The organism is Hahella sp. CR1 (assembly GCF_029813005.1).
In the GTDB taxonomy this organism is placed as follows: domain Bacteria; phylum Pseudomonadota; class Gammaproteobacteria; order Pseudomonadales; family Oleiphilaceae; genus Hahella.
This window is the reverse complement of record NZ_JAPELK010000009.1, coordinates 194,902-219,004: the sequence shown is the minus strand read 5'-3', so window position 1 is coordinate 219,004 and position 24,103 is coordinate 194,902. Positions and strand designations below refer to the sequence as shown.

At 51.4% G+C, this 24,103-nt stretch carries 22 protein-coding genes; 9 read left to right on the top strand and 13 right to left on the bottom strand.

Annotated elements, in window-relative coordinates:
* Positions 1-3: 3 nt before the first annotated feature.
* Together ONV78_RS21565 and ONV78_RS21560 are read right to left on the bottom strand one after the other, a co-directional pair.
* The gene (locus ONV78_RS21565) at positions 4-573 is read right to left on the bottom strand and encodes a PilN domain-containing protein (RefSeq protein WP_279506277.1); all 570 of its coding nucleotides are present in this window, start codon (positions 571-573) and stop codon (positions 4-6) included.
* The gene (locus ONV78_RS21560) at positions 573-1,637 is read right to left on the bottom strand and encodes a pilus assembly protein PilM (protein ID WP_216738677.1); all 1,065 of its coding nucleotides are present in this window, start codon (positions 1,635-1,637) and stop codon (positions 573-575) included. The genes ONV78_RS21565 and ONV78_RS21560 overlap by 1 nt, the downstream gene beginning before the upstream one ends.
* 177 nt (positions 1,638-1,814) lie before the next feature.
* On the opposite strand from ONV78_RS21560, the gene ONV78_RS21555 reads away from it, so the two are divergent.
* On the top strand, positions 1,815-4,226 hold the full coding sequence (locus ONV78_RS21555; RefSeq protein WP_279506274.1) for a penicillin-binding protein 1A: 2,412 nt from the start codon (positions 1,815-1,817) through the stop codon (positions 4,224-4,226).
* A gap of 110 nt (positions 4,227-4,336) precedes the next feature.
* On the opposite strand, the gene ONV78_RS21550 is transcribed toward ONV78_RS21555, so the two are convergent.
* Both ONV78_RS21550 and rpmE read right to left on the bottom strand, forming a co-directional pair.
* Positions 4,337-5,608 carry a malic enzyme-like NAD(P)-binding protein gene (locus ONV78_RS21550; RefSeq protein ID WP_216738675.1) on the bottom strand — a complete coding sequence of 424 codons (1,272 nt, stop codon included), beginning with the start codon at positions 5,606-5,608 and terminating at the stop codon, positions 4,337-4,339.
* Between the two features lie 240 nt (positions 5,609-5,848).
* A complete protein-coding gene (gene rpmE / locus ONV78_RS21545) occupies positions 5,849-6,067 on the bottom strand; it encodes a 50S ribosomal protein L31 (RefSeq protein ID WP_127973462.1) in 219 nt (72 codons plus the stop codon).
* 160 nt (positions 6,068-6,227) lie between these two features.
* Between rpmE and ONV78_RS21540 the strand changes: the two genes are divergently transcribed.
* The 5 genes from ONV78_RS21540 (at position 6,228) to ONV78_RS21520 (ending at position 11,610) form a co-directional block, all read left to right on the top strand.
* Complete coding sequence (locus tag ONV78_RS21540; RefSeq protein ID WP_279506271.1) at positions 6,228-8,465, top strand: primosomal protein N'; 2,238 nt, start codon at positions 6,228-6,230, stop codon at positions 8,463-8,465.
* 154 nt (positions 8,466-8,619) lie between these two features.
* Positions 8,620-9,177: an SPOR domain-containing protein gene (locus ONV78_RS21535; protein WP_279506270.1), complete on the top strand. Its 558-nt coding sequence runs from the start codon at positions 8,620-8,622 to the stop codon at positions 9,175-9,177.
* A 143-nt stretch (positions 9,178-9,320) separates the two neighbouring features.
* On the top strand, positions 9,321-9,878 hold the full coding sequence (gene hslV / locus ONV78_RS21530) for an ATP-dependent protease subunit HslV (RefSeq protein ID WP_206618166.1): 558 nt from the start codon (positions 9,321-9,323) through the stop codon (positions 9,876-9,878).
* A 15-nt stretch (positions 9,879-9,893) separates the two neighbouring features.
* The gene (hslU, locus tag ONV78_RS21525; protein ID WP_216738672.1) at positions 9,894-11,222 is read left to right on the top strand and encodes an HslU--HslV peptidase ATPase subunit; all 1,329 of its coding nucleotides are present in this window, start codon (positions 9,894-9,896) and stop codon (positions 11,220-11,222) included.
* Between the two features lie 22 nt (positions 11,223-11,244).
* Positions 11,245-11,610: a DUF971 domain-containing protein gene (locus tag ONV78_RS21520; protein WP_279506267.1), complete on the top strand. Its 366-nt coding sequence runs from the start codon at positions 11,245-11,247 to the stop codon at positions 11,608-11,610.
* A gap of 120 nt (positions 11,611-11,730) precedes the next feature.
* Here the strand turns inward: ONV78_RS21520 and ONV78_RS21515 are convergent, their stop codons facing one another.
* The 3 genes from ONV78_RS21515 to rppH form a co-directional block, all read right to left on the bottom strand.
* A complete protein-coding gene (locus ONV78_RS21515; protein WP_216738670.1) occupies positions 11,731-12,987 on the bottom strand; it encodes a patatin-like phospholipase family protein in 1,257 nt (418 codons plus the stop codon).
* Between the two features lie 266 nt (positions 12,988-13,253).
* Positions 13,254-15,530, bottom strand: coding sequence for a phosphoenolpyruvate--protein phosphotransferase (gene ptsP, locus ONV78_RS21510; RefSeq protein WP_279506266.1), 2,277 nt, complete (start codon positions 15,528-15,530; stop codon positions 13,254-13,256).
* A 12-nt stretch (positions 15,531-15,542) separates the two neighbouring features.
* Positions 15,543-16,028, bottom strand: a complete 486-nt coding sequence (gene rppH, locus ONV78_RS21505; protein WP_216738669.1) for an RNA pyrophosphohydrolase — start codon at positions 16,026-16,028, stop codon at positions 15,543-15,545.
* Positions 16,029-16,268: 240 nt separating this feature from the next.
* On the opposite strand from rppH, the gene ONV78_RS21500 reads away from it, so the two are divergent.
* Entirely contained in the window at positions 16,269-16,925 is a 657-nt protein-coding gene (locus tag ONV78_RS21500) for an HAD-IB family hydrolase (RefSeq protein ID WP_279506265.1), read from the top strand.
* The gene (locus ONV78_RS21495) at positions 16,922-18,079 is read left to right on the top strand and encodes an imelysin family protein (RefSeq protein WP_279506263.1); all 1,158 of its coding nucleotides are present in this window, start codon (positions 16,922-16,924) and stop codon (positions 18,077-18,079) included. The genes ONV78_RS21500 and ONV78_RS21495 overlap by 4 nt, the downstream gene beginning before the upstream one ends.
* A gap of 53 nt (positions 18,080-18,132) precedes the next feature.
* Here ONV78_RS21495 and ONV78_RS21490 read toward each other — a convergent pair whose 3' ends face one another.
* A complete protein-coding gene (locus ONV78_RS21490; RefSeq protein WP_279506261.1) occupies positions 18,133-19,326 on the bottom strand; it encodes a class I SAM-dependent rRNA methyltransferase in 1,194 nt (397 codons plus the stop codon).
* Between the two features lie 192 nt (positions 19,327-19,518).
* Here ONV78_RS21490 and ONV78_RS21485 point away from each other — a divergent pair, with 192 nt between their 5' ends.
* Positions 19,519-20,394, top strand: coding sequence for an HDOD domain-containing protein (locus ONV78_RS21485; protein WP_216738665.1), 876 nt, complete (start codon positions 19,519-19,521; stop codon positions 20,392-20,394).
* A 66-nt stretch (positions 20,395-20,460) separates the two neighbouring features.
* Here the strand turns inward: ONV78_RS21485 and gcvH are convergent, their stop codons facing one another.
* The 5 genes from gcvH to nudF form a co-directional block, all read right to left on the bottom strand.
* Positions 20,461-20,856 (bottom strand): glycine cleavage system protein GcvH, encoded by a 396-nt coding sequence (gene gcvH, locus ONV78_RS21480; RefSeq protein ID WP_216738664.1) that lies wholly within the window; start codon positions 20,854-20,856, stop codon positions 20,461-20,463.
* 91 nt (positions 20,857-20,947) lie between these two features.
* Complete coding sequence (locus tag ONV78_RS21475) at positions 20,948-21,541, bottom strand: YqiA/YcfP family alpha/beta fold hydrolase (RefSeq protein ID WP_279506258.1); 594 nt, start codon at positions 21,539-21,541, stop codon at positions 20,948-20,950.
* 52 nt (positions 21,542-21,593) lie between these two features.
* Positions 21,594-22,397: a 3',5'-cyclic-AMP phosphodiesterase gene (gene cpdA / locus ONV78_RS21470; RefSeq protein ID WP_216738662.1), complete on the bottom strand. Its 804-nt coding sequence runs from the start codon at positions 22,395-22,397 to the stop codon at positions 21,594-21,596.
* Between the two features lie 208 nt (positions 22,398-22,605).
* Positions 22,606-23,049, bottom strand: coding sequence for a DUF1249 domain-containing protein (locus ONV78_RS21465; RefSeq protein ID WP_216738661.1), 444 nt, complete (start codon positions 23,047-23,049; stop codon positions 22,606-22,608).
* Between the two features lie 37 nt (positions 23,050-23,086).
* On the bottom strand, positions 23,087-23,734 hold the full coding sequence (gene nudF / locus ONV78_RS21460) for an ADP-ribose diphosphatase (protein ID WP_279506257.1): 648 nt from the start codon (positions 23,732-23,734) through the stop codon (positions 23,087-23,089).
* Positions 23,735-24,103: the final 369 nt, after the last annotated feature.

The following is a 24,103-nucleotide window of genomic DNA, read 5'->3' as shown; positions in this document are numbered from 1 at the left end:
AAATCACGCCCCCCCTTCTTTCTTGGACTCATCTGTTGGCGCTTCTTGCTTAATAGTCATATCAAAAGAACTCTTTGATTCATTATCCTGAAGCGCCTTAACAGAGGTAAGGTTGGGCTCTTTAAACCAAGCCGACTCATCGAGTTTTCTCATAAGACTCGATATTCTACTATTCGACTCCCCCACCCCTTTTATTTCGAGTACATCACCTACCTTAGACAGGCTTGTAAAGTAGACTCCATCTGGATTGGTCTTCACCAGTTCGTCAAATACTCGAACGATAACGGGTCGCCTTCCCTGAAGGTCTTGAATAACTTTCATGCGCTCAATCAACTCAGCACGCCTCTTCTTGAGCTCCTGAATCTCTTTTATCTGCTTCTCTAGTTGAGCGATTTCATTACGGACGAAGTTATTACGCTGAACCTGATATTCGATGGAGCCCTCAACGTAACGATGCCAAAGAAAGCCCGCACCAGCGCTAATAATTAACATACCCAGCAGCACTGTAATAAATTGCTTCTGTCGCTCAGCTCGGAGCTCTTCCCGCCAGGGACGGAGGTTAATACGCGCCATTAGTCAAAACTCCTCATTGCCAATCCGCACGCGATCATGAGGGAGGGAGCGTCATTACTTAATGCTGACGCATTAACCTTTGACGACACTGTCATGTCTGCAAATGGGTTCGCCACCAGTGTTGTGGTCCCGACCCGCTCCTGAACCAATTCAGCGACACCAGGAATTGAGGCGGTTCCCCCCGCCAAAATGATGTAATCAACTTCGTTGAATTGAGTAGACGAGAAGAAGAATTGCAGCGATCTGGCCACCTGCTGTACAACCGCTTCTTTAAAAGGATGCAAAACTTCCTGTTCGTAGTCATCAGGTAAGCCGCCTTGTTTTTTGGCTAACCCTGCTTCCTCTTGCGACAAGCCATATCGGCGCTGTATTTCTTCCGTTAACTGCTTGCCGCCAAATAACTGTTCGCGCGTATAGATAGTCTTGCCGTCAGACAGCACACTCAGTGTGGTCATTGTCGCGCCGATATCAACAACAGCCACGGTTTGAGACTCATCACCCGTACCAAGCTGCGCTTCTATAAGTCCCATAGCTCGTTCCATGGCGTACGCTTCGACGTCCACCACTTTCGTGGTGAGACCGCCGATTTCCAGAGCATCTTCACGAAGCTCAACATTCTCCCGTCTACACGCAGCCAAGAGAACGTCCATCATTTCCGCGTTGACTTCGTTTGGCCCCACTACCTCAAAGTCCAGAGCGACTTCGTCTAGTGGATAGGGGATGTACTGGTCCGCTTCGATTTGAATTTGTGACTCCAGATCCTGCTCTCGAATTGAAGAGCTCATCTGAATGACTTTGGTGATAACCGCTGAACCTGCGACTGCAACCGCAGCCTGCTTGGTGTTGACTCGAGCTTTGCTTACAACTCTTGAGATCACTTCACCTACTGCTTCGGCATCATTGATATTCTTTTCAACGACTGCGTTCGGCGGCAAAGGCTCCACGGCATAACTATCCACTCGATATCGACTGCCCTGCTGACTGAGTTCAATCAGCTTGACCGATGTAGAACTGATATCAAGCCCTAAAACCGGCTGTTTTTTCTTTCCAAATAGTCCAAACACAAAGTTGCCTTCTTATCGCACTACGGTTAAAAGGTTAAAGTCTGCTCTGAAAGCATAGCCAACATTCGAAGATTACTAAAATCTCCAGCGCAAAAAGCGTATAATCTGACTGTGTTATCCAAACCTAAAGAAATTTCTTAAATAATAGACATAGATTGTAAAGATGTCAGGAAAAACATGCGAAATTTTGTGAGGCTCTTACGATTTTTAAGTTGGATGTTCGCGGCAGGCCTCGCCGCCGGTATCGTTATTGCATCCAGCTTCTATCTTTTCTTATCACCCAACCTGCCGGATGTGGAGCAGTTAAGGTCCGTCCAACTCCAGACTCCACTGCGAATCTATACCCGCGACCAGCAACTGTTAGGTGAATTTGGCGAAAAGCGAAGAACGCCCGTTTCCTACAATCAAATACCTACAAATCTTGTCAACGCCTTCCTTGCTGCGGAAGACTCCGCTTTCTTCGAACACCAAGGCGTTAATATAAAAAGCTTGGCGCGCGCTTCTTTGCAACTTGTCAGTACTGGTCGCATTCAGTCCGGCGGCAGCACGATTACAATGCAAGTCGCAAAAAACTTCTTTCTCAGCCAGGAACGCACTTTCGACCGAAAATTCAATGAGATACTTTTGGCTTTAAAGATTGAGCGCGAACTTGGAAAACCGGAAATCCTTGAACTTTACCTAAACAAAATCTATCTGGGGAATAGGGCATATGGCATAGAAGCCGCAGCAAATGCTTATTATGGGAAGAGCATCAAAGAACTGACACTTGCTCAGGCGGCGATGATCGCAGGCCTTCCAAAAGCGCCATCCAAATATAACCCTATCGCCTCACCGGATCGGGCGCTGATCCGCAGAAACTGGATACTAGGCCGTATGCAGGAGCTGGGGATGATTACTCCAGAGCAGCAGGCCGAGGCGAGAAAAGCGCCAGTTACAGCCAGTTATCACGGAGCCCAACCTGAAGCGGATGCGCCTTACGTAGCGGAGATGGCTCGCCAGGAAATCGTCAACCGGTTTGGCGTCGACGCCTATACCGATGGTTACAATGTCATTCTGACGATAGATAGCAAGTTGCAGAAAGAAGCGGACGCAGCCTTGAAGCGGGGGCTCGTTGAGTATAGCGAGCGTCATGGCTACAAAGGTCCCGCCGGACACATTGATGCGCCAGAGGGAGAAGACGCACTTAATATTGTTGCGGAGCGCTTAAAAGAATTCCCCTCTGTTGGAGAGCTCAAGCCCGCATGGGTTGTCGCCGTCACAGAGAAGAAAGCGACTCTCCTAATGTCTTCTGGCGACACCGCCACACTACTCTGGGAAGGTATGGCATGGGCGCGCAAGTATGTTCATGTTAATGAACGCGGCGGCTCTCCCAAAAAAGCGGAGGATATATTCAAGCAAAGCGATGTCATTTATGTGAAGTCGCACGAAGACAAACTGTTCCTCAGCCAAATCCCCAACGTTCAAGGCGCCGTAGTTTCACTAGCGCCGGAGGATGGAGCCATTTTGGCGCTTACTGGCGGCTTTGATTTCTTCTTGAGCAAATTCAACCGCGCGACTCAAGCATTGAGACAACCCGGCTCAAACTTCAAACCCTTTGTTTATCTGGCGGCGCTGGAGAATGGAGCCACAGCTTCGACTACAATAAATGACGCCCCCGTTGTTTTCGAAGACGCCAATCTGGAGGACTCGTGGCGGCCGCAAAACTCATCACTGAACTTTAACGGCCCAATGAGATTGAGAAAGGCGCTTTATCAGTCCCGCAACCTTGTTTCTATACGCCTTCTGCAAAAGATAGGCATTGATACTACCGTCAACTTCCTCTCACAAGCTGGATTTGAAGAAAGCCGCATTCCTCGCAACCTATCACTTGCTTTGGGCTCGGTTGAGTACACGCCAATGAATGTCGTGTCAGGCTACGCCGCCATTGCCAACGGCGGGTACAAAGTAAGCCCTTACCTTATAGATAAAGTCATCGACTATAACGGCAAAGTGGTTTATCAAAGTAATCCTGCTGTGGCGTGCAGCAAATGTGACAACAATCGCAAGACTGCCCCCGGTAATGACCAACATCAGGCCAATATTGCCCCCCCTATTGCCGACCCAAGATCAGTTTACATTTTGAACAGCATTCTGCAGGACGTTATTAAACGCGGCACAGGAACTAAAGCCATGTCACTTGGCAGAAACGACTTAGCAGGAAAAACCGGCACCACCAATGATCAGGTCGACGCCTGGTTCTCCGGCTACAACGCTAATATCGCGACAACTGTTTGGGTTGGCTTTGACCAGCCTTCGACACTTGGTCGTCGCGAATATGGTAGTCGCGCAGCGCTTCCCATATGGATCGACTTCATGGAAGACGCACTTAAGGACATGCCGGAAGCGCAGCTTAAACAGCCCCCAGGCATAGTCACCGTAAAAATTGACCCAGATACGGGCGAGCGCGCCGCGCCCGGACAGGAAAATGCGATTTTCGAGATGTTTAAAGCGGAAACAGTGCCACAGGTGGTAAGACAAGACTCACCCACCTATGATGGCGGAAGCAGTGGCTCAAGCGATACGCCGCTAATGGAGATGATTTTTAATTAGCCCGCCCCTTCGCGAGCCTGGTCCTGGAGGAAGCACCAATTCTATTCAGGACGGGTCAGCGCCATAAAAAAAGCCGCGCGATTGCGCGGCTTTTTATTCATCAACTCAAATCACACGATTTTAATATCATCAATTGAGTTCAATGGGTAGTGCTCGGGGTAAGGCAAACGAGCCACACCTGAGTCAACCGCCGCTCTGGCGACAGCCGCACATACTTCGGTCAACAGACGAACGTCCATCGGTTTGGGGATAATATAGTTCTTACCAAACTCAAACTTTTCGCCGCCATAAGCGTCAACAACATCTTGTGGTACAGGTTGTTTGGCCAGTTCACGGATAGCGTTCACTGCCGCGACTTTCATCTCTTCATTGATAGCAGTCGCACGAACATCAAGAGCGCCACGGAAAATGAAGGGGAAGCCCAGTACGTTATTAACCTGGTTCGGATAATCAGAACGACCTGTCGCCATGATCAAATCATCACGAGCCGCCAACGCCAGCTCAGGCTTGATTTCAGGATCAGGATTAGAACAAGCGAAAATCACTGGATTTGGAGCCATGCTCTTCAACATATCTACTGAAAGCAGATCCGGCCCTGAGAGGCCTACAAATACGTCAGCGCCCTCGCAAGCGTCAGCCAGGGTACGCTTATCGGTATCCAGAGCAAACATAGCCTTATATTGGTTAAGGTCGTCACGGCCACTATGAATAACGCCTTTACGGTCAATCATATAGATATTTTCCGATTTCGCGCCGCAGCTAATTAAGAGCTTCATACAGGCCACCGCCGCAGCGCCCGCACCCAGACACACAATCTTGGCTTCGCCAATTTGTTTGCCTTGCAGCTCCAGGGCATTCAGCATACCCGCCGCCGTAACAATAGCCGTGCCATGCTGGTCGTCATGGAATACTGGGATAGAGCACTGTTCAATAAGCACTCTCTCTATCTCAAAGCACTCCGGCGCTTTGATGTCTTCAAGGTTAATGCCCCCAAAGGTATCCGCAATACGAGCGACTGTGTCGATAAACGCCTGCGGGCTCTCCGCTTTGACTTCGATATCAAAAACGTCGATCCCGGCAAAACGCTTGAACAGTACGCCTTTGCCTTCCATGACCGGCTTACTGGCCAAAGGCCCTAAGTTACCCAGCCCAAGAATGGCCGTCCCATCAGATATCACTGCGACCAAATTCCCCTTATTGGTATAGCGATATGCATTTTCCGCATCTTTGGCGATTTCGCGAACAGGCTCAGCTACGCCCGGGCTATAAGCCAGGGACAGATCACGAGAAGTCGCCGTAGGTTTGGTAATCTCAACACTCAACTTACCCGGGCGCGGTTGTGCATGATACTCCAGCGCCGCTTTTTTCAACTCGTCTGACATTGCTTTTATCCTACTCTCTAATGATGGGATTACCGTCGCCTCCAAAGGCTAAACGAACCTCCACTTTTTTATATATTTTATATTGCCCGAAAGAACCGGAGGCACATTATTACTTGTTTAATTTCTGCGCTCAAGGGAAACCACGGCGGTTTCAGCGACTTAAGCTAAACTTGGGGCGATGCTGGTCCAGAAAATAAAAAAGGCGCCAGAGGCGCCTTTTTATTATTGGGTGTTCTGCGATTAGCTGGAACGACCCATGCGACCACCGAAACGCTTTTTAAAGCGATCGATACGTCCGCCAGTATCCAGAACCTTCTGCTTACCAGTATAGAAAGGGTGGCAGCTGGAGCATACGTCGATGTGAATATTTTCACACAGAGTAGACTTGGTCTTGATAACATTACCGCAACTGCAGGTTGCAGTAATTTCTTTATATTCCGGGTGAATACCTTGCTTCATAACCTTACCTCGCTTAAAAACTGCCGCTACCCGAACCTTGAACTTGTCGGGCACCGCAATGTTAGGCAAACTAGCGCACAACCAATTTGGCCTGTGGAAAAGACGCGTGATCATACCAGATTGTGAACAATTCACAAGCATTAGATTCCTATAATCTGAAATGTCAACCTCTTTCGTAGTAAGCGTAGCGCTGCCAATCCCCCTCCGCCGGCAATTTGACTATCTTCCGTCACAGCCCTCAGACCAAAGGGAAAACTACCCACCGGGCACGCGAGTACAAGTACCTTTTGGGCGCAGAAGCCTGACTGGCGTCGTCCTTGCCACACCCAGCGAGTCGGAACTGCCAGTGTCACGACTCAAACCCGTTGCAAAGATACTTGATCGTGCGCCATTGATTCCGCCCGTCATCCTCCAGCTATGTCAGTGGGTCGCTGATTATTATCATGCCCCGATAGGCGAGGTTGCGTTCGCCGCTCTCCCTCCGCCGCTGCGTACAGCAAGTATTGATGCAGATATCATCAATTCATTGCAGGAGACTTACTGGACGGTATCTTCGTTGGGTCTCACAGCAGGCAATGCAGATCATCTGATACGAGGAGCCAAACAAAAGCAGTTGTGGAACGTGCTCTCACAAAAAAAGTCCATCCTGCAAAACGATATCACCGCCCTAGGGTACTCTCTCATCCAATTGCGCACCCTTAAAGAAAAAGGGCTAATTCAGTCCCATTCTTATATTCCTGGGAATAACGCCGCCACAACTCAGGTTGTAGCGCCGCCGCTCAACCAGGAGCAACAGAAAGCTCTCAACACGATCACCTCTGATCCAGGCAGCTTCCGCACCATATTATTGAACGGTGTCACCGGCAGCGGAAAAACAGAAGTCTATTTGGCCTGGATCGCATCCGCTCTTACCCAACATCCCGACAGCCAGTTTCTTGCTCTTGCGCCAGAGATATCACTCACGCCTCAGCTGAGACAACGTTTCGCTTCTCGCTTTGGCGACAAGGTGGCCGCATACCACAGCGCTCTCACAGATAAAGAACGCATGCGTGTTTGGATAAATGTTCTGGAAGGGTGTACACAGATTGTCATTGGAACTCGTTCTGCGGTGTTTCTACCCTTCAATGATCTGGCAGGGATTATTGTGGATGAAGAGCACGACAGCTCATTTAAGCAGCAGGACGGCGCTCGTTATAACGCGAGAGACCTCGCCATTTTGCGCGCCAAGGAGCATAACTGCCCTATCGTACTGGGCTCCGCCACCCCCTCGCTGGAATCTCTTATGAATGCCCGCGGTGGGCGTTATGAGTCTATTTTATTGCGACAACGAGCCGTCAACGCCAGCACACCGAGCATCAGACTGCTGGATATTAAGAGCCGCCCTCTGCATGGTGGGATATCCCCTCCTTTATTAGAGGAGATAAAACAACACTTAGCCGAACAGCGGCAAGTCATGTTGTTCATCAATCGCCGAGGGTTCTCTCCCACATTAATGTGCGTCGAATGCGGGTGGCTGGCGGAGTGCCGAAACTGCGACGCACGCCTGACCTATCACATGAAAGCAGCTCAACTCCGCTGCCATCATTGTGACAGCACATATTCTCTCCCTACCAGCTGTCCAAAGTGCAAACAAGACTCTCTCAAAGCAGTCGGCGCCGGCACGGAGCGCACCGAGGAGTTCTTGGAAACGACATTTCCCGATACGCCCGTCATCCGTATCGATCGCGACACGACCCAAACCAAGGGCAGCCTGCAGGATAAGCTTCATCAAATTCGCAGCAACGAGCCCTGTATTATTGTCGGCACTCAAATGTTGGCGAAGGGGCATGATTTTCCCAACCTGGCATTGGTTGGAATAATTAACGCTGACAGTGGATTATTCAGCAGCGACTTCAGAGCGGCGGAAAAAACGGCGCAGTTGCTACTACAAGTGGCCGGAAGAGCAGGACGCTCAGCGGTGGAAGGCAAAGTCGTGATTCAGACCTTATTCCCCAGCCACCCCTTGCTTCAGGCCATCGCCGACCAAGACTACAACGCTATTTGTGAAGAAGAGCTGCACATTCGCGAAGCAGGGAGGCTCCCACCTTATACAAGCATGGCCCTGATTCGGGCGGAGGCCCCTACCCTGGAAGCCGCACTCGGCGGGCTCTGGACACTAAAAGAATCTCTAACGGAGCTGCTGAAATTTAACAGCAATCTGCAGATAGAGGCGCACGGCCCCTTCCCTAGTGTGATGCAGCGAAAACAAAACCGCTTCCATGCAATCCTGTGGCTATTTGCGCCTCAAAAAGCAGAGTTGCGCCAGTTTCTGAAGCATTGGCTACGATATAGTGAAGGCATCGCAACCCCCTCAAGCTTTAAATGGCTGATTGACGTCGATCCGCTGGAAACGCTCTAGCATGCGGTTGCGAGTTGATTCTACGACATGGATAATGGCGAGCTTGACGAAGGTTGCGCCGAGAGAGCGGCTATCTCAGGATTATGCGCTGGAAAGCAAAACCTGCCTTTGACGAACCTTTTACTGTAATAACCGACTGACAAATCTTAGGTAAATGAGTAAGAAAGCCGCAACAAAGCAACCTGAAAAGAAAATTTCACCTTGGGTCTGGTTTATCAACCTGGGTTTGGCCGCCGCCTTCCTGTATTTTCTGTTCTACTTGAACTCCGTGCCTGCAACCAAATTAAATACAGGAATCCCCTCTTCCGCGACGGCGCAGACATCCAAGCCCAACTCATCCGCCAGTATCGCCAAGACAGAAACCAAAGAATCGGATGAGCCGCGTTTCAAATTCTACGACATGCTTCCGGAAACGGAAGTCGTGGCCCCCAAAGTGGAAGCCTATACGCCTAAAAAGTCCAATGAGGCGATCATCTATATGCTGCAAACGGGCTCATTCAGAGAGTTTGACGATGCGGAAAAACAGCGGGCGACCATTGGCTTTCAAGGTCTAAAAGCCCAAGTGGAGGAAGTTAAACTTTCCAATGAAAATGTTTGGTATCGAGTGCAGGTTGGCCCATTTTTGTCACGCTCAAAGATGAACAGCGCCATGGACCGCTTGGTCGCCATCAACATTCAACCTCTGGTGAAGAAGCAAAAGCGGGAGAATTAATCCCGCTTCCTATCCCCATTGCGCCGTGCTACTCCGGCAATAGGCGCATCGCCTTGGCTACGACTATTTTCTACTCTCCCACTTCCTTGAAATAGCCGTCATCGGCTCCATATACATTTCCTTACGGTTATTCATTCAATCGCCTGGAGAAAGGCATGACCACCATTGTTTCAGTCCGTAGAGACGGTAAGGTCGCCATGGGCGGCGACGGCCAGGTATCCCTGGGCAATACAGTTATGAAGGGGAACGCCCGCAAAGTGCGCCGCCTCTACCACAATAAAGTCATCGCCGGTTTCGCTGGCGGCACTGCTGACGCATTTACATTGTTTGAACGTTTTGAAGCCCAACTGGAAAAGCATCAGGGCAATCTCGTCAGAGCAGCCGTTGAACTCGCTAAAGACTGGCGAACCGATCGCGCCTTGCGCCGCCTGGAAGCTCTGCTGGCGGTCGCAGACAGCAAAGCTTCATTGATCATTACCGGCAACGGCGACGTAATAGAGCCGGAGAATAGCTTGATCGCGATTGGTTCAGGCGGCCCCTATGCTCAGGCTGCGGCGCGCGCGTTACTCGAAAATACAGAGCTTGAAGCGACTGATATCGTTAAGAAGAGCCTGGAAATAGCGGGGGACATCTGCGTTTTCACCAACCAGAACCTGACGCTGGAAGAAATTGACGGGACTCAGACTCCCCCCACTGTGTAAGAGAAGGTTTAAACAATGTCGTCCATGACTCCCCGTGAAATAGTTCAGGAGCTAGACAAGCACATCATAGGACAAGACTCCGCCAAACGTGCGGTTGCAATCGCACTGCGCAATCGCTGGCGGCGTATGCAGATCGATGAAAGTCTGCGTGACGAAGTCACTCCCAAAAATATCCTGATGATCGGCCCTACCGGCGTAGGGAAAACTGAAATCGCCCGGCGTCTGGCCAAACTGGCTGATGCGCCGTTTATTAAAGTAGAAGCCACTAAGTTTACAGAGGTGGGCTATGTCGGCCGCGACGTGGAGTCCATTATTCGTGATCTAGCGGATATGGCCATCAAGCTTCTACGCGAGAAAGAAATGGCGAAAGTGGAGAACCGCGCGCTGGACGCCGCCGAAGAACGCATTCTGGACGCCCTGCTTCCTCCCGCACGTTCATTCAACAGTGATGCGCCAGTCGAGAAAGAATCCGCCGCCCGTCAGGTGTTTCGCAAGAAGCTGCGCGAGGGCACGCTGGATGACAAGGAAATAGACATCGAGATCAAGGCCACACCGGTTGGCGTAGAGATCATGGCGCCTCCCGGCATGGAGGAGATGACCAGCCAGTTGCAAAGCATGTTCTCCAACATGAGCGGCGACCGTAAGCGCACCAAGCGCATGAAAGTGGCGGAAGCCATGAAAAAGGTCAAAGATGAGGAAGCCGCCAAGCTGGTCAACGAGGAAGAAATCAAGCAACGCGCCCTGCGTGCGGTTGAGGAGAACGGGATTGTCTTCATTGATGAAATCGATAAAGTCGCCAAACGCTCCGAAACCAGCTCCGCCGACGTATCCCGGGAAGGCGTGCAGAGAGACCTGCTGCCGCTGATCGAAGGCTGCACCGTCAGCACTAAATTCGGCATGCTGAAAACGGACCATATCCTTTTCATCGCTTCAGGCGCGTTCCATCTCGCCAAGCCTTCCGACCTGATTCCAGAGCTTCAGGGGCGTCTGCCCATTCGTGTAGAGCTGGACGCGCTGTCGCCCAGCGACTTCCAACGCATCCTGACCGAGCCGAATGCTTCACTTACTGAGCAATATGTCGCTCTGATGAAAACCGAAGGCGTGGACATCAGCTTCAGTGAAGGGGCCATCCAGCGGATTGCGGAGATAGCCTGGAAGGTGAATGAAAAGACTGAGAATATCGGCGCTAGAAGGCTGCACACAGTTATGGAAAAGCTGCTTGAAGAAGTCTCTTTCGCTGCTGGCGATAAGATCAGAGACAACTTTGAGGTCACTGCTGAATATGTCGATAAATGCCTGGGGGAACTGTCGGAAGACGAAGACCTCAGCCGGTATATTCTTTAAATTTCCATAGGAAACAGTATAAATGTCTGCATCCCAGGCCCCTATTCCACGTCAAATCCAACTCCACCAACGCTCGGCTACGCTTGAGCTTAGCTATGGCGAAACAGAAACCTATGTGTTGGAAGCGGAATTTTTGCGTGTGCTCTCGCCTTCTGCGGAAGTGCGAGGGCATGGGGGCAAGGGTGCGGTGCTACAGACCGGCAAACGCCTTGTGCGCATTGATGGCGTAGAGGCCGCAGGCAATTACGCATTAAAGCTGACATTCAGCGACGGCCATGATAGCGGCATTTACTCTTGGCCGTATCTATATGACTTGTGCCAAAACAAAGAGCGCTACTGGGAAGGCTATCTCGCCCAACTAGATGCCGCCAACGCTTCAAGAGATTAACCCCGAGGCCCCTCTTCATACTGTCAGACAAATAGCGCTCTTCTATTTATCTGCAAAAGAAAAAACCCTTCGTCCAAATGGGGTTTGATAGGAGGGGGAAATCGGACGAAGGGTAAAACCTCAAATTATGTTCTTAGCGCTTTGCAATAAATCAGCCACCCCTTCAAGGCTATTACCGATCCGGCTTAAGTAGCTGACATTGCTGCGCTTTTCATTCGCCACATAGACTGGCAGCATTTCACCATAAAGGCTCGTACTGATAGTCCTCTGCTCATCTTCGAGAATATCTCTGCGAATAGTGACGCCGTAGGGCGCAAACTGCTCCGACAATGCGTCATATCTGTGCAGCAGATCCTGTCTGGTCATCTGATATGCGTGTTCGCAGACAATACGGCGCGACTGGAAACTGAAGACATTGGAGAAAAACAGTTTAGCGTCATAGCGGGCCGGCTCAAACAGTACGATGTCCGCATCAGGATACTCGCTTTCGTACATCGCCATGCCAGCACGCATGCGGGAGTAAACCATCGTTCTATAGGTCTGCGACCAGATATTCGGCATCCCTTTGTTGAGCAAGGCGCCCTGCGCCATGGTTCCAGCTTCCACTGCCTGCTGAACGTCTATAGGCACGACCGGGTTTATCGCCAGCACCAAGTCCGCGCCATCCTCCAACGCAACGGAAGCGTGCATCCCTTTCCGCAAGATACCGTCGACATAGTGACGACCGTCAATCTCCACAGGCGTATAAATACCCGGAGCAGCGACGCTGGCCTGCACCGCTTTGGAGATAGGAACGTGATCAAAACCTGGCGAGCCGAAGCGAACGGCGTCGCTGCTTTCGAGATCCGCCGCGATCAAATATAAACGGCGACTGAGTTTTCTGAAGTCATTGGTGCGCCCCAATAGGCTGTAGGAACGCTCAAGGTATTCATGCAAACCCTCGTTTTCGAATAAGCCGGAGGGGGCCGCCTGCGCAAGAATCGTCATGGCTTCCAGCAGGCTTTGGTCGCGAGGGTTTTCAATGAATTTTGCGCAGGCTTCCATCACCAGTCCTGGGATGGAAACAGCGCGACGTAGATATTCACGTAAGGCGGGTCGATAAAATACGCCAGGGTGAAAAGGGTGCACATCCGCTTCGTTTTTGACAAATATTCGGCACATCTGCGCCGTGGTCATCTGATTGGCCAAATTCGCTGCGACGAATGCGCCTGCGCTAACGCCGACATAGACGTACAGGTCGTTGAAATCCAGTCCATCTAATGCCTCGTCCAGAGCCCGCAAAGCGCCAATTTCATAGATGCCGCCCAGCGCGCCGCCGCCTCCCAATACCAGCCCGATCTTGGGGCCAGCCTTATTTTTCTCAGGGATTGCCGCCATTAGTTCTCCAACCTTTTAATTTCAGCTCATGCTTGATAGTGCGCGTAATCACTGCGCAGATGGCTTTTCTTGTTATGTGACTTAATTCAAACGCTAGCAGACGGAATTAGAATATTCATACTAAATAAACGTCGTCACGAAAAGCCTCACATGGCGTTATAACGATGCATTTTCCTTTATTCTATCGACACTTTGACGCGTTTAACGCCCAGGCTCATTAAAGCGCCTTTCAGAGTGGTTCGTCACTGAGACTTTGGTTTAGCCGATTAGTTTTGCCGCACCGGACGCGTAAGATGCTCAAACCCGACCTCTTTCAGCGCAAACTCCAGTGTACTTTTTATCACTTGAGGGCTATCCATTATCAGCAGCCTGCGCAGCAGGTCTTCCGCCCAGCGCAGTGAGATCGAGCGCAGTACGGATTTTACTTTCGGCAGGTTCACCGCATTCATAGACAGCACATCATATCCCATCGCCGTTAGCAGGATGGCGCCGCCGGGGTCTCCCGCCAGCTCTCCGCATATGCTCGCCTGTTTTCCGACGGCATGGGCATCGCAGGCAATCTTATACAGCGCCTGTAATACGGAGGGATGGAAAGAGTGATATAAAGACGCAACGCGCGGATTATTGCGATCCACCGCCAACATATACTGAGTCAGGTCATTGCTGCCTACGGAAATAAAGTCCACCCGCTCAGCAATTTCTTTGACCTGAAAAATTGCGCTGGGCACTTCAATCATTACACCTACTGGCGGCATGCGCACATTAGCGCCTTCTTCTCTGACCTCGTGGTAGACACGATAAATCAGATGCAACGCTTCCTCTATCTCCGAGATATTAGAAATCATGGGAAGCATGATGCGCAGATTATCCAGGCCTTCGCTGGCTTTCAGCATCGCCCGCACCTGCACCAGGAAAATTTCCGGGTGATCCAGCGTCACGCGAATGCCGCGCCAGCCCAGGAAAGGATTCTCTTCACTGATAGGAAAATAACTCAACGCCTTATCGCCACCCACATCCAGCGTACGCATGGTGACCATGCTGGGCGCAAAAGCCTCTAACTGCTCGCGGTAGCAATCCCGCTGTTCCTGCTCACTGGGAAAACGGTCGTTGATCATAAAGGGCACTTCCGTGCGATAGAGCCCAACCCCTTCTGCGCCATGATTCAAAGAGCGCACGACATCAGTCATCAAGCCTGTGTTGACCCATAATGTCATGTGATGACCGTCTTTGGTGACGCAGGGAAGATCGCGCAGCTCTTCCAGGCCCTTTGAAATTTGCTGCTCTTCCTCAACGATTGAGTTGTAGTAGCTCAACAGCTCTGGAGATGGATGGCTGTATATCTCGCCATTGTAACCATCAATGATAATGTCTCTGTCATCCAGCTTGTTGATAGGCATATCTATAACGCCCATCACACACGGCAACCCCATTGCTCTGGCGAGAATCGCCACGTGGGAGTTACCTGAGCCCTGTACCGACACCAAACCCAACAACTTCTCGCGAGGCACCTCGCCCAACATGGAAGGTGTCAGCTCTTCACTGACCAGGATGGTGTTTTCCGGATAGTCGCGCTGCTCATCAATATGCTGTTTTTGCAGATAAGCCAGAACTCTCTGGCCCAGATCTTTGATGTCGACCGCTCGCTCCCGCAGGTAGGCGTCGTTGATCGCCTCGAAGTGGCGCACGTATTCCTGCACGACGACTTTAAGACTGCCTTGAGCCCAGTTACCTTCGCGAATGAAGTTCTTCACTTCGCCGCTCAGCGCATTGTCATCCAGCATGCCCAGATAAACATCAAATAAAGCCTGCTCCTCCGGCCGCAACTGCGTTGACAGACGCTCGCCCACCTCTTTGATATCTTGCCGCACCGCCGCAACCGCGGCGTCAAACAGCGACATCTCTGCGTCAATATCGGTGCAGGGCTTTTCCGGTACGGCTTTCAGGTCAGCGTGAGGAAATTTGACGACGCATTTACCGATGGCGACGCCTGATGCGCCAGCGACGCCTTTAAAACAAATGTCCCGGGCTTTCTGTCCGGTAAAGTTTAATCCGGAGATGATTCCCGTCGCTTCCCCATGGGCGATAACTGCGGCGAGCTGAGCGGAGATAGTTACTAGGAAGGCTTCTTCACTCTCATCAAACAGACGACTGGCCTGCTGCTGAACAACCAATACGCCAAGTACTTTACGGTGATGAATAATAGGAACGCCGAGAAAGGACTTATACTTTTCTTCGCCGGTTTCAGGGAAATAACGATAACGGGGGTGGGCTGGCGCATTATGCAGGTTAAGAGGCTCTTCACGCACCCCCACCAACCCAACCAGACCCTCTGAGTGCCCCAGCTTAACCTTACCAATGGACTCGGGATTAAGCCCCTGGGTGGCCATCAAAATATAGTGATTGGTCTCTGGATCAAGCAGATAGATGGAGCACACTTCCGTGTCCATCGATTCATGTACGCGTTTGACAATAAGCTCCAACGCCTCTCCCAGATTCGGAGCGGCGTTAACCTCTTGTACAATACTACGCAATACACTCAGCATAGGCGGGACGCTTCAACTTTCCTCACGCTTGAACAAGACCGGAGCGAACTCCCTCATCGCCCGTCGATACACCTCTCGTTTGAAGGATACTACCTGCCCGAGGGGATACCAATAGCTGACCCAGCGCCAGCCGTCAAATTCAGGTTTGTCCGTGTAATTCGTGCAGATCTCCGACTCATCCGCCAATAACTGCAGCATGAACCACTTTTGCTTTTGCCCCACACACACGGGATGAGAGTCATAGCGAATCATTTTCTTCGGCAGGCGGTAACGCAGCCAGCCGCGGGTGCCAGCGACAATCTCAACAGCCTCAGGCGGCAGCCCTACCTCTTCTTTTAGCTCTCTGAACAGAGCCTCTTCAGGCGATTCGTCTTTCTTAATGCCGCCTTGGGGAAACTGCCAGGAGTCTTGTCCAATACGTCTGGCCCAGAACACTTCACCGCGAGGGTTGCACAGTATGATTCCGACGTTGGGACGGTAACCTTCAGCGTCTATCACGAACTGCCATCCTTATAATTTTTTTCAACATTGTTCCACAATTGAACAGCTGTATACAAATTAGCTTTACTTTAAGGGCTTTTAGCTAACTCTTCTAATAATATATTAGGATTTAGTCAATAAATAACAGAATGTCATCCCGAACGCCCGTCACGCCTCGTTTCCGCTACAGTTGGCCGCTACAGACCGATTTCCTTTATAGTGTACAATTCCCACGCCCATCACAGAGGAGTTTAAGCATTGGCTCTAGCTATTTTTGATCTGGACAATACTCTCATCGCCGGCGACAGCGACCACGCCTGGGGCGATTTTCTGGTGCACAGAGGAATTGTCGATCAGGAAGACTTCAAACGCGTAAATGACGAGTTCTATCAGGATTACCTTAAAGGTCAGTTGGATATCTTCAAATACCTGGGGTTCGCCCTAAGCCCTCTGACTCAGCATCCGCTGGAGCAATTGCATCAGTGGCGAAAAGAATTTGTCGAAGAGTCGATTCGCCCTCTCCTGCTTACCAAAGCGCTTGAACTGCTCCGCAACCACCGCGACAAAGGCGATTACCTGCTTATCATCACCGCCACCAATCGCTTCGTCACGCAACCTATCGCCGACTTGCTGGAAGTCGATGAGCTGATCGCCACCGAGCCTGAATTCATCAACAACCGCTATACGGGCAAAGTCAGCGGCACGCCGAGCTATCAGGCCGGAAAAGTGACGCGTCTGCGTGAGTGGCTGCAACACAACCCTTTTGATCTGTCAGACGCCTACTTCTATAGTGATTCCCACAACGACATTCCCCTTCTGGAGCATGTCGGTAATCCTGTTGTGGTCGATGGTGATGAGCGTCTGCTGCAAACTGCTAGCGAGCGCGGCTGGGAAATCATGAGTCTGCGCCCATGAGAGTGGGCGGACGTCATATTGCGATCCAGCTGCTCTTGCTGTGCGTCGTGTTAGCTGCCTGCGATAAAAGCGCGGAACGGAATTCATCCAGTGAATCGCCAGCGCCGCAGCAGCCCGCCACGCCACTCCCCGCAAAGGAGCAGGTTGACGCCAAAGTGACGGACGCAGCAGTGGTGTCGCCACTTTGGAACGCGGCAACGGAAAAACATGACGCCGCCCTGCATGCGATAGAAAAGCTGAATCGCGGCCTACAAGAATTTATCAGTACGCCAACGCCAGAGACTCTCAACGAAGCCAGGGAAGATTGGCTGCAAGCGCATACGGTATTACAAGAACTCAAAGTGTGGAGCCAGTTACCAGCGGCGAAAAACTACCTCAAGCACAAAGCGCCTGGAGCGCCATATAACCGCGCTTCGCTTTTAGACGCCGCGCCGCTGCTGGGCGGTTACCTTGACGAAGTGCCCGGCTATCCGAAAAGTGGACTGACCTATGCAGAAGACCTTGAGATCGACAACGCAACGTTGAGTGAGCAGCATCAGTTTGCGGACGAATACTATCTGGTTTACGGAATGCATCCGATAGAGTTCATGCTCTGGTCGCATAACGATCCTGCGCAACAGTCCGCTCGCTTTATCGTGAACGCAGACGCTCCTGATACAGAGCGCCGACGAGAGCTTCTGCGCTTGCAAGGCAAGCGTCTAGTGCAAGACATGACGGAATTCTCCGCCGCCTGGCGGCCGCCTTCAGGGAGCATCTTCCTGAAAGGAAAAAGCATGAGCCAGATGGAAGCGGTGCGAGAGGCCAACCCCTGGCTTATTGCACTGATCGACTTTATTGACCGTGAAGTGGTTGGAGCCTTGAAGCCTAAAGACGGCGAACCCGGCTGGCGATTTCAAGAGCACTTGGAGTTCAGTCAGGACGCGGCCCATTTTTGGCGCGGACGAATGAGGGCCATGCAGCCTTTTCTGACAGAGCCGGCGCTGTTTACAGACGCCCAGACTCGCAGCAGTCTTAAGGAGCTTCGACTTAAACTGGAGGGCTGCCTGACGGCTTTGAGCGCCACCGCCGAGGATAACGAAGAACAGATCGCCATTTGCGAAAATCAGGCGCTGCAACTTCGGGAGCAAATCATTATCCGGTTCGCCGGAAACTAAGATTGCATTCTCATGGCCGGATGACTCCGGCCATCACTCCTTCCAGGCAACCTTTACAAAGTCGGCGTAACGCGCAGCAGCATGGCCTTGATGTAGTCCGTCTCAGGTATCGCGGGGAGAATCGGATGATCCGCGCCCTGCCCGCCTTGGAAAATCAATTGCGCCGTACGATCGACCTCTCGCGCCGATGCTCGCAGGATATCTCTCAGGCGCTCAGAAGAAAGGTGCATGGAACAAGAAGCTGACATCAGCATGCCGCCAGGAGCCGTCAATCGCAGCGCCATCTGATTCAAACGCTGATAAGCCCGCTCGCCTTGCTTTTGATCTTTGCGACGAGGTATCAGCGCAGGCGGATCGACAATCACCACGTCAAACTTTTCTTTTTCCTGACACAGATTTTCCAATGCATTGAAAGCATCTTCACGGATAAAGCGGCATGGCGGATTTTCCATCTGCAGGCGGCAGTTTCGCTGGGCCCATTCCAATGCGCTTTCAGATGAGTCGACGAAGGTGACGGATTCCGCGCCATTGGCCAGGGTCTGCACACCCCAGCCGCCCACGTAACTGAACAAGTCCAGCACGCGCTTGCCTTTCACCCAGGGAAACAGAGCGGCGCGATTGGGACGATGATCATAGAACCATCCCGTTTTTTGTCCGCCCTGGGCAGGCGCAGACATAGATACGCCATTTTCAATCACTTCCAGCGTTTCAATTTCATCTCCAAAACACTGGGTATAGCGCTCAAGTCCTTCCACTTCACGCATCTTGCCGTCATTCTTCAGGATCACAGTGCGAGCGGAGAAGTTATTTTTAAGAATATCGACGACATCGTCCTTGAACAGCTCCATTCCCGCTGTGGAGATTTGCGCTACAAAGTCGGCGCCGAAACGGTCAATCACCAAACCTGGCAACCCATCGCTGTCGCCAAATACCATCCGATAATGCGGGGTTCCGAACAACTGACTACGCCATTCGTCCGCCGCCTGCATCCGCTTTTTCAACAAGGAGCGAGAGAGAAACAATTTGGGACTGCGGCTGACTATGCGTGCGCAAATCAACGCGTGAGGATTAGCAAAGGCCGCCGCCAGCGGTTTTCCCTTTGCGTTTTCGATAACGACAGGTTGCCCCGCAGCCAATTCAGTCAGTGGCGTTTTCTGAATATCGATTTCGTTGCTGTATACCCACAAATGCCCGCTACGAAGCCGCTTGTCGGCATTTTCCCGTAAACGCAGTACGCCCGCATCCATATTCGCCCCTCATTAGTTGCTGCGCCGCTGGCGCTGGTGATTCGATAAAACGGCGCGGATTATAACTGATAAAGCCCTCCCAAAGCCGCTTAATATCGGTCAGGCTCGCCATCATCAACACCCCGGACTTTATCAGTTGGACTAAACTTAAATTTGCGGCGTCGCATCCGCTGTATTCACATAGGAGTCCTCATGAGCACCGAACTCAACGAAGAGCAAATCCAGCATATTCTGCAGGGAATAAAAATACCGCCGCAGCCGCAAATACTGGTGGATATTCAAATGGAACAGGTGATGCCCGACCCGGATATCAGCCGTATCGCCCAGCTTATCAGTCAGGATGTGGGGCTCGCCGGCACAGTGTTGAAGTTCGTTAATTCCCCCATGTTCGGCCTGTCCAACAAGATTGCGTCTATCGCCCAGGCGGTTTCTCTTTTAGGACTAAAGAGCGTGGTCAACATCATCAACGGCATTTCCATCAAGGGCGAGATGTCCGATGAGCATATCGTGGAACTCACTCGCTTCTGGGATACCGCTAACGATATTTCCAGCATCTCGGCCAATATCGCCAAGAAAATCGGTTACCAATCCCCAGATGAGGCTTATCTGTTGGGGCTGTTCCATAACTGCGGCATTCCTCTGATGATTCAGCGTTTCCCCAACTATCTGCAGGTGGTTGAAGAAGCATACAGTCACGCGGATATACGCATCACTGAAACCGAGAACGAGCGCCTGAACACTAATCATGCGGTAGTCGGCTACTACACCGCCAAATCCTGGAATCTGCCCAAACACCTCTGCGAAGCCATTGCAGAGCATCACAGCGCAGAGAGGATCTTTGGCGACCGGGAAAGCCGCAATCCGGAGAAAAAAACCATATTGGCGGTACTGAAGATATCCGAACACATCTGCGGAAATTTCCACGTGCTTGGCAGGCAATCGGAGGACCATGAATGGAACCGTATCCAAAAAGATGTTTTGGAGTTCGTGGGGTTAACCAACTACGACGTGGATGAGATGAAGGAGTCGTTTTCAGAAATGGGCGTCAGCGTCAGCAACTACCGCTAAACATTCGAGAATCAAGCAGCGCCCGGGGGCATCCCGGACGCATGCATTGTAAATCAAGCCGGCGAATCAGCCTTCTTCCGCTTCACACTGTGCGGTGTAAGCTTCGGCATCCATCATGCCTTCCAGCTCTTTAACGTCGGCGATCTTGATTTTGAAGAGCCAGCCATCGTTGTAAGGGTCGCTGTTGACCAGCTCCGGAGACTCTTGCAGCGCCTCATTGACTTCCACCACTTCCCCGGTGACCGGCGAGTAGATGTCAGATGCGGCCTTGACGGACTCTACGACACCAGCGTTGTCGCCTGCGCCCAGTTCCGCTCCGACCTCAGGCAGCTCGACAAACACGATGTCACCCAATAAGTCCTGAGCGTGATCGGTAATGCCTACAGTCACCACGCCGTTGTCTTCCAACAACACCCATTCGTGAGTGGGGCTGTATTTCAGTTCACTTGGAACGCTGCTCATCTTTTGACCCTTCTTTGTCAATTCATTAGGTTAATATTCGGGTATTTTATACGGACATACGTAGGTTTGCGTTATTAAAATCCTTTTATCGTCATTTCTGGATTGTAGACGATAGAAAAAAATTTACGATACTGGGCAAAACCCGCTCGAAATCCTCGAACTCATGCGACCCGCCGGGTTGCACCCAGAGCGCGCAGGCGGAGAACTTCAGCGCCGCCTCACGGTAGTTCAAAGTGGCGTCGCCGGTCTGCAGTAAGGTATAAACACGCTCTCCTGTAACCGGAGGAGGAGAATCCAGCGCCAGCAACTCATCCATGTGGTGAGGCTCCAGCAAGTACTCTTCGCCCGTGTAGAGATTTTTATTCAACCCCAGATATCCTTCCAGCAGATCATAGGGTCTGACCGCGGGATTAATCAATGCCGCAGAAACACCATAATTATGGTGCAGATAAGCCGCGTAGTAGCCCCCCAGCGAGCTGCCGATGACTCCCAGTGGCCTATCGTTTCCTGCGAAATACTCTCGCTCCAGTCGCTCCATCGCCGCTAAAGGCGAATAATGCAGATCGGGAATAGCAAGCTCTAAGCTCGGATGAGTTTGGGAAAGCCATTGTTGGGCGCACTGCGCTTTAAAAGACTGCGGAGAGCTGTTAAAGCCATGTAAATAAAGAATACAGGAATGATTCATCAATACTCGCAAACTAGAGGAAAGTCGTCATGACGGCGGCAAGAGCCCACGCTCAATAGCCCTTACTGGAGAGGTCCACCTCGAACTCAATATGACTGGCCCGCACGACGGAAGTGTCCACCCGTCCATCAGGATACAGCTTCAACCAACGATATCCCGGCGCCAGATTGTCCACCGCGAAATCCTCGCTGTAAGGCTTGAATTGCACGCAGGTGGACGGCGTCGCCAGAAGCCGCACACCATTGCGCATCTGGTCATATTCCTGGTGAATGTGCCCCCAAAGTATCAGCCGGACATGATCATAGGCGTCGATCACAGAGAAGAAATCATCCCGATTATGCAACCCAATGGTGTCCAGCCAAGCGCAGTTCACATCGACAGGGTGATGATGGAAGCAGATGATCACGTGTTTGTCTTGGTCTTTCTCCAGCTCCGCTTTCAACAACTGCAACTCTTTTTTGGCCAACTTGCCATATACCTTGCGTCGAACAGAGGAGTCGAGAAAGATCAGTTTCCAGGGACCGAAAATTTTCACCTTGGCCAGACACTCGGGATTTCGCACCGCTTTGGCCATGACGCCCGGGTCATCATGATTGCCGGAAAACCAGTAAATCGGACACTGAAACGGCAGCATTTTCTCGTGGAAGCATTCATACGCCTCCGTTGACCCATCCTGCGCAATATCGCCGGTGGCGAGCACAAAATCCGGGTTCTCGTGATTGGCGCGCACAAGCGACAACACCGCGTCCAGACTACGCCGGGTGTTCATGCCCAATAGAGTGCCGTCCGGTTCCCGCCGCAGATGGGAATCAGTTACCTGAATAACGGTTAACGCTTGGTTGTTGTCTGACGCCACCTCATCATCCGCCGCAGTCTGAGTGAGTTGTTACGGGAAAATCCTTTTGCTTACTTATAAAAAATATATGCCGGATATGGACATTTTCCAGTTAGTCAGTCACATAATCATTGAAATTTGTGTTATTTCACAACAATCAGACACTTTTGGCCCGTCACCGGCTGTTTACTCGTCCCTGAATCAGCCGGCTAACATTGAGCCGGAGGGATTATAAGTCTCTCAGCTCTTCCGTCGAATGGCCATGGTGAAGACAATAATTCAGCCACTCGGAAAGAAACTGGTTTAGCTGCAGTTTTTCATCAGGCAAATGCATTTTGCCGTTAGGATAATCGTTCACCGCCTCTACTCGCGCATGATTCACCGCGCTGATGACTTCCGCCATACGCGCGTCGTGATATATCCGAACGGTTAACTGAGGGTTATTCACCCATCGACCGATTGCGTGAACCTGTTCCAAAAACAAGAGGTTAGTATAACGACTGGCTTCCAGTACCTTTATACGGATTAACCCCAGATAGGCTGCATGATTATGCAGCGAATAGGTGACCTCCGAGCCGGCTTCCCTATCGGCGACGAGCTTGCTCAGGCGAAAGTAGTTCGCCTCGCAGATAGCTCCGAATTGGGCGATGTCTGGCACGTACCGTTGTTTCACGCATTCTCCTTCGTAATTGAAGTCTTAAATCATCATCTCATAAAAACTCACGCCACTCCGCCAGCAATTGCTCGCGGTTCAATTGCAGCCACTGTAACGCAATGATTCCCGCTGCATCCTTGATACGTCCGCTTTCCACCCATGCATAAGCCTGCTCGCGGCTCACCACGTGCACGCGAATATCCTCTCCTTCATGGGGCAATCCATACAGCCCCTCAACCCCTTCCGCATTCACCAAGCCACAAAACAGATCAATGGATTCCGAGCTTCCGCCGGGAGAAGGCAGATAGTGGCGAATTTTACGCAAAGCCTTTACTTCCAGTCCCGCCTCTTCCTGAGCTTCGCGACACGCAACGCTTTCAGGCGTTTCGCCTTCCTCATTGATTCCCGCCACCAGCTCCATCAGCCAGGGCGATGAGCCTTCATACAAAGCGCCAATACGAAACTGCTCACACAGCACCACCTGATCACGCACCGGGTCATAAGGAAGCATACAGGTGGCGCCGCCGCGCACAAACAGCTCCCGGCGAATCGGCTCGGACCAGGCGCCCTCGAACAATTTGTGTCTGAGTTCGAGTTTCTGGATAGAAAAGAATCCCTGATAGCCAGTCTGCCTGGAAATCACTTCCACATCGTCCTTACCAAATTGACTGTCCGCTGGCAGTTTCTGGGTATCCTGCTTCACCTTTCACCTCTCACTCATAGTATCCGGATTTCGTATCACCTTTTCCGACGCGGGATTTCGCTCAGATAAGCGCAATCATTTCATGTTAAACCATTTTCGATTGCAATGACTTTACGGCTTCTTATCCGGACTTAAGGCCGCCAAGATTTGAGTTCAAAGCGAGTTAGCAGTGTAGACCATGCCGCGCCACCTCACCTGAGCGCTATTGCGCAGAGCCTGTAAATAACCGAAGATACCGCCCCATGTAATCACCGTATACATACGTAATGATTTATTTCCACACTTCGTGATCTAATGAGACGCATTCTGCGTTAAACTGTGCGGCATTTTTAATTCATACGAATTTTCAAGTGTTTACTCCACACAACC